The organism is Nocardia sp. NPDC051463 (genome assembly GCF_040681975.1).
GTDB lineage: Bacteria > Actinomycetota > Actinomycetes > Mycobacteriales > Mycobacteriaceae > Nocardia.
The window spans coordinates 32616-49035 of record NZ_JBFBAB010000002.1 but is presented as its reverse complement, the minus strand read 5'-3'; the positions used below and the strand labels follow the sequence as shown (position 1 = coordinate 49035).

Below are 16420 nucleotides of genomic sequence, written 5' to 3'. Positions count from 1 at the left end.
GAACCGCAGTTGGCGCGTCCAACATAGGTGCCGGTAGAACTTGCCGAAAATCCAACGATGTTTCCGTCCACAGCCACAAACCCCGGCCCACCGGCAGACTGGCGACATGGCTATTGCGATCAGGCCCGGTCGGCCGGAGGAAGCGACATTACTCAGCGAGCTGGCCCTGCGGTCCAAGGGACATTGGGGCTACAGCGAACGCCTCCTCGAATCCTTTCGCTCCGAGCTGACTCTCACCCCCTCAGAGATACTTCTCCGACGCACCGCCGTCGCCGAACTCGACGGCACCGTAGTCGGATTGGTCACCATCGAGGGCGACCCGCCTGCTGGGGAACTGGGAATGCTGTTCGTCGCGCCCGAGGCTATCGGCAAAGGTATCGGCGCCGAACTATTCCGACACGCGGTCCACGCCGCGCGCACCGCCAGCTTCGAACAGCTGGTCATCACCTCGGATCCGCACGCGGAGCCCTTCTATCGGACCATGGGCGCACACCGAATCGGTAGCACCGAATCCAGCTCGATCCCCGGACGTGAGCTACCGCTGATGGAGATCAGTACCCACCCTCCGGCCCGCCACTGAACGAGCTTCGACGGATTCTCGGGGTTCCGGTAGCGCCGATCTCGCCGTCGGGTGGGCGAATTCAGTACTGGTCCTGGCCGTGTGCGAGCGGATTCGGCTCGGATTCGTCCGCCGCGATCCCGCGGCCCGTTGCCGGGACCACGCACAGGAGGAGAATCAGCAGGCTCACCATGGTCGGGATGAACAAGTAGGCGAAACCCCCGTTGAACAGTTGCGCGCTGCTCGCGATCAGCACCACCCCGGACGCAAGGATCAACAGGACTCGGCCCGCGGTCTTTTCCGCCAGCAGCAGGAATCCGCCAACGCACCAGAGCAGGCCGATAGCCACGGCGGCGATCCCCATGATCAGGTTGGTGTGGCCAATCTCGACTGACGAATCGCGAGCGCGATCTTCGATGCCGGCCACTACATAGAGGACCCACAGGATTCCGGCGATTCCAGTCAACAGACCGAGGATCAGCGCGATGAAGGCCGCGGTTGCGCCCCGCAGGTCGGGCTTCGGCAACTCCGGTTGACCGTGCGGGTCGTTCATTCGGCAACCAATCCTCTGCTCGTTTCGCGCGAACCTACCGCGGTCACGTGCGGGCAGTCGCGATTGGGCGATGTGTCAGTACAAGGCACCTGTGTCATCGACGGTGTCCTCACTCACCGCGCAGTACGTGCGCCGACCACGGGTGCCATGGGGCGACGACGTCGCCTGGCTCGAGCACGTTCACCGACGACGAATACCGAGATGCCGCCGACCACCTCGGCAATCCAGGAGAACGCTGAATCACGTTCGCGGCCAATCGGTCACGTCGGCCGTAGCGATACTGGTGTCGGGTGTGAGACCTGCCATAGTTCGCGGATGAAACGAAATCCTGACTCGGCCAGATGATCTGGGAGCGGCCGCCAATGAGGGCGGCCCCTACCCGGGGAGACGATATGACCCGACGTATTCTGCTCGCGGCCATTGCGGCCACCGCCGCGGTGACCCTCAGTGCGTGTGGCGGTGAGGGCGCGTCCAATGCCGGGTCCTCGGCATCGAGTACCGTTTCCAAAACCGTCCAGACCACGGTGTCCACCGTCGAGACGACCGCACCCAGCGCGGAAACCACCGCGCCCAGCGCAGAAACCACCGCGCCCAGCGCAGAAACCACCGCGCCCAGCGCAGAAACCACGGCGCCTGCCACCAAGAGCACAGCTACCTCGGCGGCACCCCAACCTTCGGACACACAGTCAGCGGACGAACCCTGCGCCCTGGTTACCCGCGAGTTTCTGATCACCTCGTTGAGAATGACTGGGACGCCCAAGTATCCGCTGGCCGACCTCCAGCGCGCACGGTGCAGCGGCACCTACGCCTCGGCGATGAGCCAACCGGAGGGCACCCTGCATCCGGTCATGTATCTGTTCCAGTACTCCGCGTGGAACGGGAACATGCTCTGGCACGTGATCGATGTCGGCGAGGGCCTCGACTGCGTGAACAGGCACGGCGTGCCGGCGGCGGCAGGGCGTGAAATCGGCTGCGCCGCATAGTCGTTATCCACGCCGGAGGGGGCATCGGTGTCGGAATGGCGTTGGCGTGGATGACGACCAGCGTCCCGCAAACAGCCGCCGCGGCGACCAGCTGGGTGCGCCGGCAGTCCGTCGCCGGCACGGCAGTCTCGGCAACTCACAGAGTGTCACCTAGGCCTGTGGCCATTTCGCCAGCGAGTTCGAGGTCAAGGGAGCTGCGATGATGGCATCGGCTGGAGGCAGCAGGTCACCGGTTCCCGGCGCCTTGAACTCCGAGCGCACCGGATACCCGGTCTGCGCCGCCAGCGCCTCGGCATCGATGAATCGGGCACCATTGGGCGAGGCCACAACACACACGTCCCAGCTGTCAGCCTGCGCCAATTCCACCAGCTCACCAATCGTGTCAGCCGGTGATGCACCGGTCACGATCGCATACAGCACCCGAGTGCGCTCAGTCATGAGCCCCATGGCAGCCCCGCACAGAGTCTGTCCCGAGCTAGACCATCACTACGCCTACACGCTGAGCAAGATTGCCCAGATCGCCAGTCGTGAGGCCGCGATTGGCTTTGTGCATCATCTGGCCGACCACCTCTTGCACCGTATCTATGCCCCGAACCTGCTCTGGTGCAATGCTTTCGGCTCGCAGCAGCGCGTCGAGCGAGGTCGCGTAGTCACGACGCGACGCGGCTGCACGCCCCACCTCGACCCAGTACTGTCCTTATATCACCAGCGATGGGAGAGCGAAACCTCTTACCTGGAACTGAAATCCACCATCCTCGGTGGGCGAGTGCTGCGCGCACGCACCCCGGGCGGCATCGCTCAAGAGATCTACGCCCTACTCGTCACCTATCAAGCCCTGCGCATCGCCATCACCGACGCCAGCGCGACCACCGGCACCACCGCTGACCGAGCCAGCTTCAGCATCGCCCGGCAACCGGCACTCCCCTGTCCACCGGTGGTGGTGATCGAACTCAGCCGGAGAGGCGACAAGGCCGGTGTCGGCCATCCAGTTCCGCAGCCACGACATGACCTGCGGCGAGACCGCCCCGCTGCCGGCCTCCGGTGGCGGCGTCGAGGGCGCGGAGACGGCCAGGCGGGACGTTCGCCGATCCAGTACCGATCGGACATAACCAGTCATCGCATGCCGAAAACGAGGATCGACGGGCAGACAGGCAAGCTGATCGTGAGCCCAGTCCATGAATTCATCAGCGAGCTCTTGTGCTTTGTCTATCACGCCATAGGCGATCACAAGCGCACGGGCACGTGCGGCGTCCTCACGCGTCATTTGTTGGCCGAGCAGGCGGAGACTTCGGTCGCGGGCAGCGGCGCGGATCACGGGCAGCGTGTAGATGCCCTCGTACAGAGCCGTCTTGACCGGTTTGCCCATTTCGTCGGCATCTTCTTCTCTCACAACGTCCCCGTGATACCGCCGCACACCGACAGCCTCGATGGACTCCAACGGGCCGAACAACTCTTGCTCACACGGCTGCCCACCATCGACCACATTCCGCGCGGCAATTGGGTGATCGACCGGGCCGGAATCCACCTGGGGACCGTCCTCGAGCGGAACTTCCGCGTCCGCTGGATCAACGGCACGCCACCGAAACCCGATCGCTGGGCGATCGGCACATACTCGGTAAAATCGCGGAACCGATATGCAGGGTGACTCATCCCGGAAGGCGGTGGATGCATTCTGCGGCACCGGCATCGAGGAGGATCGAAGACATATTTGTAAACAGCTGGTAGCCGCTGGCCTGGTTGGCCTTTCCCTTGTTATTGAACCGAAACGGTGTCGTTGCCGTCGACGCTAGGACGTTATTGCTGGTTCATATACTTTCGGGTGGGCAACTCGACCGTTTCGGACCAGTAGAATAATTTACACCCCGCGGTCCTGGCTGGCATATCTCGGCGATTCTCGGTGAAGTCGCATGTACATTCCGATTGCGTTTCGGCATGTTTGTACCAAGATGTCGACCGCGTCGCGCTCTCCGGCGGTGCTATTTCTATACAAAGCACCGCCTTTCAATGAGCGTTCGGCTTCAATCAAATCAGTGGCGCGAGACTCGATCATATCAGCCACTTCATCGAATGCCGCTTCGAGTGACAGATGTTTCTCTGCTCGAACGACGTGTATCAAGTTCACTTCACCGGCTGCGTCTTCCTTGTGATACGATGCCATGTCGTTCACCCAGGCTGCAATGTCAACCCAACTTTCGCGATAGTCACACATTTCGACACTATCGTACAGCGTGTCTGATAATTCGATCCGGAGCATGAATTCGGCTAGATCCAAACAGAGGTACATGGCGACCGTATTTCGGCGCATCGAAATATACTCCTGCAGACCCGGGACGTGCCCGTGTCGCCGGTTGTCGAGTTCGATCCCCATGGCCAGAATGCAGTCGAGAAAGTTTTGCCTTATTCGTCTCCGCCAGCTGTGCGATTGCCTGGGGTAAATTCGCTGCAGACACTTGGCGAGCGTGGTTTCTATCCCGGGGACGGTTGTTTCAACCTGCCCTGTTTCGAGTATGCGATCGAAGCGAGAAATATCGCTTTGAAGATCCTCTAATGAGTCGTATTCATCGAATCCAATTCGATCGTCGAACAGGAAGCTCCATTCGCCAACTATCGTAAATACGACCAGGTCATCTAGATCGGAGTCCGGAAATACCTGACACGCGACTCTTGCGCAATCCACTCCGCGCAACCGTTCTTCTTCGATAGCCGTGAGCGGCCCCAACCATTCGGTACGCAATGACCGCGCTTTCTCGTCGACCTGCTCCCAGAAGGGGCTGATGCGGGAATCCTCGATATAGGAATCCCCGAACGGTAGGTTCGGGAGTTTAGCTACCCAATCAATGCTCATAAATATCTCCAACTTCGAGGTGGTGAGATGTCTACCCGGGGTCGATTATCGCTGGCTATCCAATTTTTTGCCGTCGTTGACGGTTCCGAATTTTCGATCTCGTCGCTGATACTCTTGGATTGCATCTACCAGGTGATCAACAGTGAAATCCGGCCACAGAGCAGGTGTGAACACCAGTTCACTGTAAGCGAGCTGCCAGAGTAGGAAGTTCGAGATCCTGCTCTCTCCCGATGTCCGGATAACGAGATCCGGATCGGGCATATCTGGCGCGTACAGGTGTCGACTCACCAGCTCGCTATTCAGATCCGCAGCATCCACGCCGTTCTCGATTATTTTGCGGATCGCATCGACGATTTCATCGCGGCCACTGTAATTATATGCCACGGTCACTGTCATTCCGGTGTTGTTCTTCGTCGTCGCTGTCGCGTAGTCGATCGCCCTGCGTAGAGCGCGTGGTATGCGCATTTCCGCGCGCCCGATCCATCGGATCCGTATATTGTGCCGACTGCAATCGTCGAGCCACCGGTAGATTGCTCGTTCGATCGTACTTGCAATGAATCTAACCTCGATCTCGGGACGCTGCCAGTTCTCCGTGGAGAACGCGTATATTGTGAACCATTCGATTCCCAGATCGGACGCGCTTATTATGAGATCGTGAATTACCCGTGCGCCTTGGCTATGCCCGCCGATCCGGGAGCCGTTGCGCAGCTGGGACCATCTTCCATTTCCATCCGGAATACAGGCGACATGCCGAGGCATATTAGCGGGGTCGAGAGGTGATCTACTCTGCATTATGAACTCCGTGTCGAATCGGGGTGTCGATGCGAATGCGCCGCGCATACACTCACAGCCTCTCGGCGTGTCGGACTTCTTCAAGACCGCCTGAAGTCTCACCGACACGGGCTACGCCGAATAGGCGAGCGGGGTGGGGAGAGATCACCGTGTTGGGTATCGTCCTGTCCGGACTCGAGGAGAGCGATCCCACCCTTCGCACTGACCGAGTTCGAGCAGCGTGCGCACGCCCGAGGACGTCACGCAGTCACCACCCAGCACGGCCAGGTGCGGACCCCATACCGCGTTGGCGCTGGGGCGACCGCGGAGCTGGTCGGCGTGGTCGATGACGTCGTCGTGATAAAGCGACCCCAGATGCAAGCAACTCCACCCCGGCGGCGGCGCGCACCGCCCGCTCGTCCGCTGGGGTCGTGGGATCGGTGAGCAGGTAGTACGGCAACAGGGTCAACGTCGGACGCACCATCCGACGAGACGTCTCAGGCCCCTCGTCGGTGAGCGCGGTCAAGCTCAGGACGGCCCCGAAACTGTATGGGCCCGAGCACATCCCGGACACAGTCGAGGTCCGCATCCAGATGCGGGCAAACAGCGGAATCGCACTCACCGGACACACGCACACTCCTCCTTGACGGCATAGACCATCAACACCGTTGACGCCGATCAAATTTGACACCATAACACGGCGAATGATCTTGTTATCAAACAATTTTGGCACCACGGTCACGACTGCTACCACCACCGACGGCAAACCTGCCTTCACCTCGAGCACGTACCGCACCTGAACACCGACAGCACTGCCGAAGGCTGTGCGTGCCACGAATCAGCCTTCCTGGCACAGACTTTCGTCAACGATTGCTAGCATGCCTACCGTAGCCGGGCCATGACATCGGCGGCAGGCAAGGGGCGATGATGGAAGTGGAGAACCTCCACCACTCATACGGCAGACGGTCGGTGCTGCGAGGCATCGACATCGTGCTGCCCGCAGGGATGCTGGTCGGCATCGTCGGTGAGAACGGGGTGGGCAAGTCGACGCTGTTGAAGGTCCTCTCCGGAGGGCTGCGACCGGACCGGGGAACGATCCGGCACCGCGGGCGGTTCGGTTACTGCCCGCAGCAGGTGGTCCTCAACGACGCCTTCACCGTTCGCCAGCACCTCGACTTCTTCGCCGCCGCCTATGCGATCCCGGATCTGCGGCGGGCCGAGCAGACCATGGAGATCCTTCGATTCGCCGAATACAGCGATGAGCGGGTCTCGACGCTGAGTGGCGGCACCCGACAGAAGCTCAACCTGACCTTGGCGGTGATGCACGACCCGCAGGTTCTGCTGCTCGATGAGCCCTACCAGGGATTCGACTGGGAAACCTATCTGCGTTTCTGGGATCTGGTCACAGAATTCCGCGACACCGGCCGATCGGTCCTGGTCGTCTCGCATCTGGCCCACGACATCGACAAGCTCGATCAGGTGTGGCGGTTGCACAACGGCGTCCTACACAGCACACAGGAGAACCTCCGATGAGCAACGGTATTCGGCTGTTCCTGATCGCCACCCGCTATGGCCTCATCGAGCACGCACGTAACCGGTTCGCCATGGTTTTGGTGGCCGCCTTCGTCCCCATACTGATCACTCTGGCGCGCGTGGCCGTCACCGACATCGAGGTACCGTTCCGGCTCCGCGACACCGGTCTCGTGCTGCGCGCCAACGGTAATCAGCTCGCCCAGATCAGCGGCGCCATCATGGGGGTCACCCTGATCATCGGGTTCATGATGTTCGCGGCGACTTTCAGCAGCGGAGCATTCGACCGACGACTGTCGATGGCCGGATACCCCCGGGTCGCACTAGCTCTGGCGAAGATCGCCTGCCTGGTCGTGGCCTCACTTGTGGTGTGCGCGTACGCAACCGCTGTCATCTGCTGCTACTGGTCGCCTCGGCAGCCTGTCCTGCTCGCCGCGGCGCTTTTCGGTGCGGCGATGACCTACGGCGCCCTGGGTGTCGCCCTCGGCGCACTGCTGCGCCGCGAGGTGGAGGGCATGTTCGCCATCGCGATGATCAGCTGTGTCGACCTGGCCGTACAGAACCCCATCGCCAGCGCCGGGGCTGACAGCGAACTCGTGCGCTGGCTACCCTCCTACGGCGCCATGCAAGCTTCGACCGCGGCCGGTTTCTCCGACGTCACACCATTCGGGGGCTTCGCGATGCAACTGGCCTGGTTCGCCGCCAGCGCGGTGGCCGGACTGGTCGCTTTCCATCTGCGTACCCGCTCATCGCTTCGACCCATGACATGGATCCGTATTTCCGGACCCCGCGCCCTCGGAACTCGAATCCCGGGACCAACGAAGTCCAGATAGCCTTTCATCGGCCAGGCGACCATCCCCATCCCGGTCCTCGGCGCCGTCATCGGCACCACGGTCGGCACCGCGATGTACAAGGCCGTCGCATCGTCATTGACGAAGCGAGAGGCGGCGCTGATCGAGCACTACCTCGACGAGCAGCGCACGCTCGACGAACAACTCGGCGTGACTTCGGACGAGATCCTGGATTCCGACGAGAAGGTCGACGCCTACTTCCTCGACTAGCGAGAGCGAGGCCACAGCCGACGCAGCAACCTATCCCTCAACTTGCGCTGCGGGCGGCGTGCACAACGGGGAGGCAAGGGCGCAGCAGCTCGGCCAGGGTGCTGCCATTGGCCGGGCACACGTCGTTGGAATGGCTGGGTCTGCATTCGTAAATCGGGTTGGCACCGCCCAGGTCGACTGCCGTGTCCAGCGCGATCAACAGTGGCACGACCACCGTCCCTCGACGACAATCGACAGCTCCATCGCAGCCACGCGACATCCAGGGCGGTGGGTCAAGACGATTGCTATCGAATCCGCCGGTCCGGTCTCGGTGGACACAGCTACACACGCGCGCGTCGATTACGGCAAACAGAATCTAGGACCAAAACGGGGGGTAAACGGGGGCCAGACACAAAAAAACAGGTCAGGCCCGGTATTAGACCGGGCCTGACCTGCTATTTCAGTGGAGCTAAGGGGACTCGAACCCCTGACCCCCACATAGAGCGTCATGAGCTCATTCGGGCTGGCGAGGATCGAAGTTCAGCGTCCACACCAACGATCTTCTCCGATACGCGACAGATGTGCCCCAGATCGACCCGGCGGCAGTTGCATCGAATCAGGTTCAGCGACAATGGATTACACTCCGCGTTGCAGACACTTCAGCCAGGAGCGGACAGTACGACTTCCACTCGGGGCCGCGCCGATGGACACCGCGCTGGGCATCGAACCCCCATGACCAGTAGTCAGAACGTCAAATTCCATTGACGGCGCCGCAGTCGTCCCTATCCACTACAACTGAGATGGGCGGCGACGCCAAAAAAGGGGGCCTGATCAGGGAAGCGCGGCCGTCGCCAATGTCGCTCAGATCCGCAGTCAATCAGCCATCGGTAGCACCAGACACCGTCTCGGCGACCGAAAGTGCGGGGTAACCGGGGGCCAGCCCAAGTCTCCACCAGGACGGTCGAGATTGTTCCTCAAGATCGTCGACTGCTGTCAGCAACCGACCGGTTGTGCTCCACGAAGGGGGCACCCAGGCCGATTTGGTGTGTTGGCGGAGTTCGACGCCATCGTCCGCGAGATCGGAGTGCCCGGAATAACTTCAGCGTGGATCGATGGCGAGAATTACCTGCCCGTGTTGAACGGCAAGATCTTCTCGAAGAAGAACCAACTCTCGGGCGGTCTGACCACCTCCGCCCAGGTCGCCTACTGGTGTTCTCTGCTCGCCGTCGCAATGCGTCACCCCGAGACCGCCTACCCTGCCTTCATGCTCATCGACAACCCCCGGATGGCTGGCGAACCTCGTACTGCTCGAGCGGGTTGTCATCGGTCGGCGGATCGCTCTGCAGGCACAGTCTGCAGGTGTCCGGTGAGAGCGTCCGCTGAGTCAGCGACTGCATACAGCGGGGCACACGGTGAATTCGATAATGGCAAGCGCTCCTTATGGGGGCACGGTCTTTCTGAAGGACTTGGGGGCCCGGCGCTCCGTGTGCTCACCCGTCGGCGACTACCGTTGGGAGCCAACCATGTTCGGTGGTGCTCCCGGAACTGATCAGGTGCCCCAACCTAGGTAATTCCACCTTCGCAAGTCGAATTAGCGCAGGTCAGAACATCTTTCATCATCCCCGGAGGAGCGCGAGCCGCTACCATGATTGGCCGAGGTCAACCTCGGTCATATACTGTCCGTTTAGTCGCTATCGGAGCTAGGGGGATTGTCCATGTCCACGGCGGCCGGTGATGGCGGTTCAGAGCTTTGGGTGGTCCCGACAGAGGTTTCCGATGCGGGGAAGTTCGTTCAAGCAGTGTCGGAGACGTTGGTGACCGGTTTGCATTCGTTGGATGCGGATGTGGATCGGTTGCTGGAGTCATGGCAGGGTGGGCGGGCGCAGTCGTATCGGGAGGGGTGGGACGAAACTAAGCAGGGGGCACTGAAAGTGCTTGCGTCACTGGCGAAGATGGCGGAGACGTTGGGTGTGACCAGCGCTGCCTATGTCGACACTGATTCTGATAACGCGCAGCAGACCAGTTCGTTGGATCTTCCCTGATCGTCGGAACCTGGTGACGCTGCGCGGGGTTGGTGAACAACGAGAGGGGGCCGATGGACGGCTATCGGGTTGACCTTGGTGAGCTGGAGCAGATTACGGCGCGGATGCGGGGATTCTCGGGCTTCCTCACTGAAACGTTGCAGGGTCTACAGCAGCGCATGGCCGCCCTGCATCAGACGTGGTCGGGTGATGCAGCTACTGCGCAGAGTGAAGCGTTTACCCAGTGGATGACGGCTGCGAATGAGGTCGCTGAGGGGATTGCGGCAATGCGTGATGCCTCTGCGGATGCGCATACTAGTTATATCGACGCGGTGGAAACGAACTTACGGACGTTGGGGTTGCGGTAAAATTTCGTGGCACCGAGCGATAAAGAAGTTGCCGTTACTCCGAAAACATTCTACGACGCCGGCACTGATTGCATTAATGCTACGGGTGCGTTCGATGCTTTTTTTACTCTCGCGATGGGTGGGCTCATCGAGTGTGAGAAGATGGGTGGTAGTTTTGCTGCGGCCAGTGATTGGTCGCGATCGTATGATGATCGGGCCAGTGAACTGACTGCCCTTGCTGCTGATTTGGTCAGCGCTCTGTCTAATTACAGTAATATTGTCACCAACCTGGGTTATGTTCACGCCCTTGCGGACAACAATCCCAATAACGATGACCCACCGAAGGCACTCCCGGTCCTCAAAGGTGTCGTGCATATTTCACCTCCTTCAGCGGGCGGCCCAGGGAATGGGTTGGTCGACAAGCTTGCGATCGGGTTGATCGAGAAGCTTGGGGTCAGTGTCCCCGACGGCAATATCGAAAGACTTGATCTTGCACGCACCGTGTGGGAAACGATGGCCACTGGCGACGTGATTGTCACCAATATCGACAAGCTACAAAAATTACCCGGCACATTCGAAGACCAGAAATCCGACGATGCTACTGCGGTGATGGAGGATTTGAAGCAACTCCACAACGCTGCGATTGACCTGCAACACGCGTGTGGTGAACTCGCCGGTTCGTGCCGCGATCACCGTGCCGCATTGATACAACTTCGGGATGACATCACCAAGGCGATAGAAGATGTCGCGAAGGATGCCGGGGTCACGGTTGTAGTTGAAGCAGGAGCCGCCGTGCTGGTATTGGTGGGGGCGGAGGGCGCGGCTGCGAAATTGAGTGCTGATCGGGTCAAGGAGATGGCTGATGGCATCGGCAAGGTTGTCATAGAATGGACCAACACCAAGGGTATTGCGGCCGGGGTCAAGAAATCTCGAGACCTCGGTCCAGCGCGAACAAATCTTCGACGCATCATAGACCTCAAGAAATCTGTTTCCAAACCAACCAATGGCCTCGGTAACCAGTGGAGTAAGGTAACAGGACCTGTTCCGAGTAGCATTTCGATCACCCAGGGACGGAGAATCCATATCCTCGACGGAGACGGGAGCGACGACGTTAACAGCGGAGGGCATGCGCCTGGGACAGGCATACCAGGCAAGACCGAGTTCCCCGACGACGAGAAGGTGTGGGACGACGACCAGATCATCGACCGGGCATTGGACGTCGCCAAGAACCCGGACCAGCCGCCGGTCCTGCAGAACAACGGCAACTGGGCGTGCATTGGTACACGAAACGGCGTGGAAATTAAGGTCATCGTCGACTCCAACGGCAACGTCATCACCGCCTACCCGCTCGGAGGTAAGGGGGTAACCCGAAACGACGCGCAAGGCAACCCTCAACCGATCAATTAGGCAGGACTTCAAATGAATTCGGACAGAGCAGCGCGAGAGGCCCGGAGGCGACAGCGGGATCCCCAAGCCGTCGAAGCCCGTAATCAGCGGCTCAACAAGTTGAACATGGACTCGCGCGAGCTCCTTGAAAGCGTCGCCGACCGGTTGCCGTTGGACCTGGTCGCCTCCTGCCGGAGCGATAGCGACGCTGGGGAGTGGGCAAACTTGGTCGACGAGCTGTGTGCGATTCTCGTCAAGCGCCAGATCAAGATCACGCAGGTCGAGCGCGACCTCGTGGCCAACCTGCTCGGCCAGTTCAATCCGCCGGTCGAGGGATACCCCTACATCAGCGACCCGGACGGCGTGCTCTCCAAGCTCAACGTGGCTACCTGATACGCCGCGATGATCTGCGGCTCGTCGGCTGGCGGATCTTCGAAAGAGCCTCTGTAGAGAACGTTCCGAGGCGCGTAAACCCTTCCGGTCCAACAGTTATCGGCCTGACCCGTGTAAAAGGGGCCTGGCACGTTCATCCAGTGCGTGCCCTCCCATTTCTCGCCGCCGTGGGCGAAGTCGTCGAGATCGTGCGGAACCGACATCGTCGGATCCCAGCGTCGCGGTAGGTCGCTCATAGTGCCAGCATTCCCCAGCCACACGGCATGCCGCTGACGAGTGTGTCGACTTTCCGGCCCTACGTTCCGAATGCGCTCATCGGTGCGGGTTCAGGCGGCCATGATCAGCCAGCGTGACCAATCTGGAATATGTTCTCCTGGGAGCATCAGCCATTGTCGATAGTCGGACGATTGGCAAAACGGCAGTCGACGGCGAGTCGACTTGTATAGTGCAGAGAAGCGGCAACATCCGGTATCAGGCGGCGGGTCAGCTGACTTTCCCGCACTTGTGTTCGTGTCCCCATTGCCAGAAATTGTCTGGTGGCCCGGTGATGTCGTGGGTCGACTTCCCCCGCGAGGGATTCGAGTGGACCGGACCGGGCGGAGAGCCGGTCTGGTATAACACCTTCCCCGATTCCCAGCGCGGCTTCTGTGGCGTGTGCGGAAGTTCTGTGGCCGCCCAGGACGACGGTGACGCGGAGCTGGTCGGCGTCACGATGATGAGTCTCGATGACCACACCGGTTTGGTACCCGAGCGGCAGAGTTTTCGCCCCAATGCCGTCCCATGGCTTCCGATCGTCGGAGCACAGGACTGAGCGGGTCCCGGGGCTACCGCGAACCCAGCACCGTACCGGAATTTGGACCCTGAACGGCGCGCCCACTCGAAATAGCGTTGCCTGTGCGGAGGGCGCGGTCGCAGAATGTGCGGGTGATCGTCTTCGAAGGCGTGGCTCAGCGCGATGAATGGCGAGACCTCCCGGTGCCGGTGCGGGAGGCGGTGGCCGATGGGCTGGGGGGTCGGGTGGTCTCGGCGGTCAACCAGCGCGGCGGATTCAGTCACGGAATGGCCGCAGTGCTGGTGCTCGCCGACGGGCAGCGGGCATTCGGCAAGGCAGTGCGCACCGGCGACGGGCTTGCGGAAGCGTATCGTGCGGAAGCTGCTGCTGCTCAGGGTCTTTCAAAGGTCGTGCCGACCCCGGCGGTGCTGTTCACCGTGGAGCGTGACGGCTGGTTCGTTGTCGTGTTCGAAGCCGTTACCGGCCACCACCCTCGTCTGGACCGACCTGATGAGCTGCACTCGGTGTTGGCGCAGCTCGAGCGGATGGCCGAGATCTTGACGCCCAGCCCGCTTCCGGACGTCCCTTCGGTGTCGCTGGTCTACGGGCCCAAGCTGCGTTGCTGGAGCGGATTCGCCGAGCAGGGCCCGCCGCAGGATCTGGCCCCATGGGCATTCCGGAATCTCGATCGGCTGGCCGAGCTCGAGCCGCGCTGGCCGGACTGGGCGGCTGGTGAGACTTTGCTCCATACCGATCTTCGCCCGGACAACCTCCTGGTCACCGCCGACGGGGCGGTGACCGTGGTGGATTGGGCATGGCCCTGCCGTGGGGCGGCCTGGGTGGATCTGGCGCTTCTGGCTCCGGCGATCTCAGCCGCTGGGGTCGATCCTGATCCGATCCTCGCCCAGCAGCCCGCGACGCGAGACCTCGACCCGGTGGCGGTGGATTCGATTTTGTGCGCGATCGCCGGATATTGGAGCGCGCAGTCTCGTCTGACGGGGCCGCCGCGGTCGCCGGGCCTGCGGGCCTATCAAGCGCGTGCGGCGCAGACGTCGCTGTCCTGGCTCAAGTCTCGGATCGGCTGGTCCTAGCGCGAGTTCGCGCGGTCAGGCGGCAAGCAGTTCGGCCACACGGTGTCGGCGCGGGCGGAGTTCAGGCTGCGCAGGATCGGGATGTCGTGTTGCCACAGGTCCGGCGAGTCGGGAAACCATGTGCGGCAGTGATCGGGGAAGCGTGAGGGGCGAGTTCGGACGCTGCCTCGGCCGGTGACGCCACCAGCCATGACCGCCGAGCAAATCCGTCAAGCCCGTGCCCATCCTCACCCGGCCGAATTCGGGCAAGCACCGCGACCCAGTCTCGAAACCTCGTCACGCACGACGAGCTGAGGCGACCTGAGACGCCGGGAGCAGCTGAGGTTGCGCATGCGCAGGGTGCGCGGGAAGTCTTCCTGCGCACCAGGGATGTGCTGCCCGGCCGCCGCACCCTCCGATAAATACCGGTCGAGGGACCTCATCCGAGTCGGGCCTCGCCGGCGCATGGGCCGACAGATCAAGCCAGCCAAAGGGTTTCCTTTACGCGAGTGTCGCCCGTATCCCAGTCCGATTCGCCGGCACACGCTATCCAATGCAACGAGTGAAAACGTTCCTCGGTGAGCAGTTCGTGCACACCGAGGATGCGTTCTTCGTATTCTTCGGCTTCGTCCGGAGCGAACTCTTGCAAGGAGCGGAGCGTGTCGAAATGACCCGCGAGGCACGAGTAGTAATGCATCTCAGCAAGGATTTCGTCGCGAGATCGAAGTACCGCATTGTCGACGAATGGCTGTAGTCGTTCACCCAGCACCGGCAGGTGATCGTCCGCTTCCGTCAGGTCTGCGCGTTCATCGGCCGCCGGCACTCTGCCCAACCTTCCCGTAGCCCATAACAAGATATTCAGCGACTCAGCGCGCCATGTGAGTCGATGCTGATGGAATGCTCTTTGTTTCCAGAACATTTCGCCTTCCGGAAGCTCGACAATAGCCAATATTTGCCTTTCCTGCGCGGTAAATTCAGATATCATGTTTTCCGCCCGCATCCACTCCACGATTTCACGGGGGTCGGAATGAAAAAGAACTCCGAGCAACCCATGTAATGCCAGAATTCTCCTGGCCACGGTGGTTGAGCTACGAAACTGGATATCGAAAGAATCTTCGACTGGGGCCAGGAACTCGTATTCCAGGCCATGCTGTCGCGCGCGAGCCGTTACCGAAGTCGCCATTTTCTCGGACACTCTCTTGTGAACCCCCGTGTTGTGAAAGCCGCTGTGTGCGTGGTGAAGTTTAGTGAGTTTTCTGAGTTTCTGCGACTCCGGCTGCGTTGCGCAGAGCAACCGAGTGACAGTCGATCTGGCCTCGCAGCCCAGCGGGTCGGAAACGTCCACACCCGAAGCCATGGGCGCTTGACCGACAAGCACCACATGATCGATATCAGCTACGAGGCGGTGAGCGCGGTGCGGGCAGACGGTCGGTGCCGAGCTGTCCAGTGATGCCACAGTGTGGAACCGGGTGGGTGCGCTCTGCGTCATATATTGCTCGGCGTCCTATGGCCGCCACCCCAAACGCCGAACACGCCAACCGTATCCGCGCCGCTCAGGGGCAGGATCGAGTTGAAGGGGCGAAATCCAGAATGAATATCAATATTCATAGATATTCCCCCGTGGGGCCGCGCGGCGGACGCTGCGTGCGCCGAGGCGGGCACCCCGACGCTGGTTCCTGGTTCCGCCTCCTCGACCGTGACCGACGGCTTCTCTGTCTCCTTGCCGAACACAAGGTCCTCACCACCGATCAGATCGCCGCCCTCGAATTCGCCTCTGTCCGCAGGGCACAGGACCGCCTGCGCAAAACTCCGCGAGATCGGCATGCTCTTCGCCTTCCGCGAATCCCTCTACGGCGGCGGCACCAGCCAAACCCGCCACGCCCTCGGCTATCCCGGCGCACGCCTCATCGCCGCCCCAACGCGCCCAGAAACCACCCACCCCAGCCGCCTACGCCCTCAGTTTGGAGCGACTGGCCTGCTCCCGACGCTCGGCCACCGTTTGGGTGTCAACGGCTTCTTCTGTGCCCTAGCCGCCCATCGCAACCAAACGCGCCTGCCATGCGAATCATCATGAATTATGCAGTGTTGGAACAACTTTCATGCGCCGACAGTTACGGGTGCCTACCGAACCGAGCGCTTAACAGTTCCAC

At 61.2% G+C, this 16420-nt stretch carries 20 protein-coding genes; 13 read left to right on the top strand and 7 right to left on the bottom strand.

Annotated features, from left to right (window positions below):
* The first annotated feature begins 106 nt into the window (after nt 1–106).
* Nucleotides 107–580, top strand: a complete 474-nt coding sequence (locus AB0M74_RS05820) for a GNAT family N-acetyltransferase (RefSeq protein WP_364902108.1) — start codon at nt 107–109, stop codon at nt 578–580.
* A 61-nt stretch (nt 581–641) separates the two neighbouring features.
* On the opposite strand, the gene AB0M74_RS05815 is transcribed toward AB0M74_RS05820, so the two are convergent.
* Nucleotides 642–1112: a hypothetical protein gene (locus AB0M74_RS05815; RefSeq protein ID WP_364902107.1), complete on the bottom strand. Its 471-nt coding sequence runs from the start codon at nt 1110–1112 to the stop codon at nt 642–644.
* Between the two features lie 392 nt (nt 1113–1504).
* On the opposite strand from AB0M74_RS05815, the gene AB0M74_RS05810 reads away from it, so the two are divergent.
* Nucleotides 1505–2095, top strand: a complete 591-nt coding sequence (locus tag AB0M74_RS05810) for a hypothetical protein (RefSeq protein ID WP_364902105.1) — start codon at nt 1505–1507, stop codon at nt 2093–2095.
* Nucleotides 2096–2245: 150 nt separating this feature from the next.
* Here AB0M74_RS05810 and AB0M74_RS05805 read toward each other — a convergent pair whose 3' ends face one another.
* Entirely contained in the window at nt 2246–2533 is a 288-nt protein-coding gene (locus AB0M74_RS05805) for a flavoprotein (protein WP_364902103.1), read from the bottom strand.
* A 7-nt stretch (nt 2534–2540) separates the two neighbouring features.
* Between AB0M74_RS05805 and AB0M74_RS05800 the strand changes: the two genes are divergently transcribed.
* On the top strand, nt 2541–3740 hold the full coding sequence (locus AB0M74_RS05800) for a hypothetical protein (protein WP_364902101.1): 1200 nt from the start codon (nt 2541–2543) through the stop codon (nt 3738–3740).
* A 210-nt stretch (nt 3741–3950) separates the two neighbouring features.
* On the opposite strand, the gene AB0M74_RS05795 is transcribed toward AB0M74_RS05800, so the two are convergent.
* The 3 genes from AB0M74_RS05795 to AB0M74_RS05785 form a co-directional block, all read right to left on the bottom strand.
* Nucleotides 3951–4940, bottom strand: a complete 990-nt coding sequence (locus tag AB0M74_RS05795) for a terpene synthase family protein (protein ID WP_364902099.1) — start codon at nt 4938–4940, stop codon at nt 3951–3953.
* Between the two features lie 45 nt (nt 4941–4985).
* Nucleotides 4986–5699 (bottom strand): polyprenyl diphosphate synthase, encoded by a 714-nt coding sequence (uppS, locus tag AB0M74_RS05790; RefSeq protein WP_364902097.1) that lies wholly within the window; start codon nt 5697–5699, stop codon nt 4986–4988.
* 177 nt (nt 5700–5876) lie between these two features.
* Nucleotides 5877–6092: a polyprenyl synthetase family protein gene (locus AB0M74_RS05785; protein ID WP_364902095.1), complete on the bottom strand. Its 216-nt coding sequence runs from the start codon at nt 6090–6092 to the stop codon at nt 5877–5879.
* Between the two features lie 543 nt (nt 6093–6635).
* On the opposite strand from AB0M74_RS05785, the gene AB0M74_RS05780 reads away from it, so the two are divergent.
* The 9 genes from AB0M74_RS05780 (at nt 6636) to AB0M74_RS05740 (ending at nt 14291) form a co-directional block, all read left to right on the top strand.
* Nucleotides 6636–7244 (top strand): ABC transporter ATP-binding protein, encoded by a 609-nt coding sequence (locus tag AB0M74_RS05780; protein WP_364902093.1) that lies wholly within the window; start codon nt 6636–6638, stop codon nt 7242–7244.
* Nucleotides 7241–8074 carry an ABC transporter permease gene (locus AB0M74_RS05775; RefSeq protein WP_364902091.1) on the top strand — a complete coding sequence of 278 codons (834 nt, stop codon included), beginning with the start codon at nt 7241–7243 and terminating at the stop codon, nt 8072–8074. The genes AB0M74_RS05780 and AB0M74_RS05775 overlap by 4 nt, the downstream gene beginning before the upstream one ends.
* A gap of 72 nt (nt 8075–8146) precedes the next feature.
* The gene (locus AB0M74_RS05770) at nt 8147–8302 is read left to right on the top strand and encodes a hypothetical protein (protein ID WP_364902089.1); all 156 of its coding nucleotides are present in this window, start codon (nt 8147–8149) and stop codon (nt 8300–8302) included.
* A gap of 1694 nt (nt 8303–9996) precedes the next feature.
* Nucleotides 9997–10323 (top strand): WXG100 family type VII secretion target, encoded by a 327-nt coding sequence (locus tag AB0M74_RS05765; RefSeq protein ID WP_364902087.1) that lies wholly within the window; start codon nt 9997–9999, stop codon nt 10321–10323.
* A 53-nt stretch (nt 10324–10376) separates the two neighbouring features.
* On the top strand, nt 10377–10670 hold the full coding sequence (locus AB0M74_RS05760) for a WXG100 family type VII secretion target (protein ID WP_364902086.1): 294 nt from the start codon (nt 10377–10379) through the stop codon (nt 10668–10670).
* A 6-nt stretch (nt 10671–10676) separates the two neighbouring features.
* On the top strand, nt 10677–12056 hold the full coding sequence (locus AB0M74_RS05755) for an EndoU domain-containing protein (protein ID WP_364902084.1): 1380 nt from the start codon (nt 10677–10679) through the stop codon (nt 12054–12056).
* A 105-nt stretch (nt 12057–12161) separates the two neighbouring features.
* Nucleotides 12162–12428, top strand: a complete 267-nt coding sequence (locus tag AB0M74_RS05750; protein ID WP_364902082.1) for a hypothetical protein — start codon at nt 12162–12164, stop codon at nt 12426–12428.
* A 349-nt stretch (nt 12429–12777) separates the two neighbouring features.
* Complete coding sequence (locus AB0M74_RS05745) at nt 12778–13239, top strand: GFA family protein (RefSeq protein ID WP_364902081.1); 462 nt, start codon at nt 12778–12780, stop codon at nt 13237–13239.
* Between the two features lie 113 nt (nt 13240–13352).
* Nucleotides 13353–14291 carry a phosphotransferase gene (locus AB0M74_RS05740; protein WP_364902079.1) on the top strand — a complete coding sequence of 313 codons (939 nt, stop codon included), beginning with the start codon at nt 13353–13355 and terminating at the stop codon, nt 14289–14291.
* 457 nt (nt 14292–14748) lie between these two features.
* Here AB0M74_RS05740 and AB0M74_RS05735 read toward each other — a convergent pair whose 3' ends face one another.
* Together AB0M74_RS05735 and AB0M74_RS05730 are read right to left on the bottom strand one after the other, a co-directional pair.
* On the bottom strand, nt 14749–15726 hold the full coding sequence (locus tag AB0M74_RS05735; RefSeq protein WP_364902077.1) for a DUF4272 domain-containing protein: 978 nt from the start codon (nt 15724–15726) through the stop codon (nt 14749–14751).
* A 29-nt stretch (nt 15727–15755) separates the two neighbouring features.
* Nucleotides 15756–16094, bottom strand: coding sequence for a hypothetical protein (locus AB0M74_RS05730; RefSeq protein ID WP_364902076.1), 339 nt, complete (start codon nt 16092–16094; stop codon nt 15756–15758).
* On the opposite strand from AB0M74_RS05730, the gene AB0M74_RS05725 reads away from it, so the two are divergent.
* Complete coding sequence (locus AB0M74_RS05725; protein WP_364902074.1) at nt 16093–16344, top strand: hypothetical protein; 252 nt, start codon at nt 16093–16095, stop codon at nt 16342–16344. The genes AB0M74_RS05730 and AB0M74_RS05725 overlap by 2 nt on opposite strands.
* Nucleotides 16345–16420 lie beyond the last annotated feature (76 nt).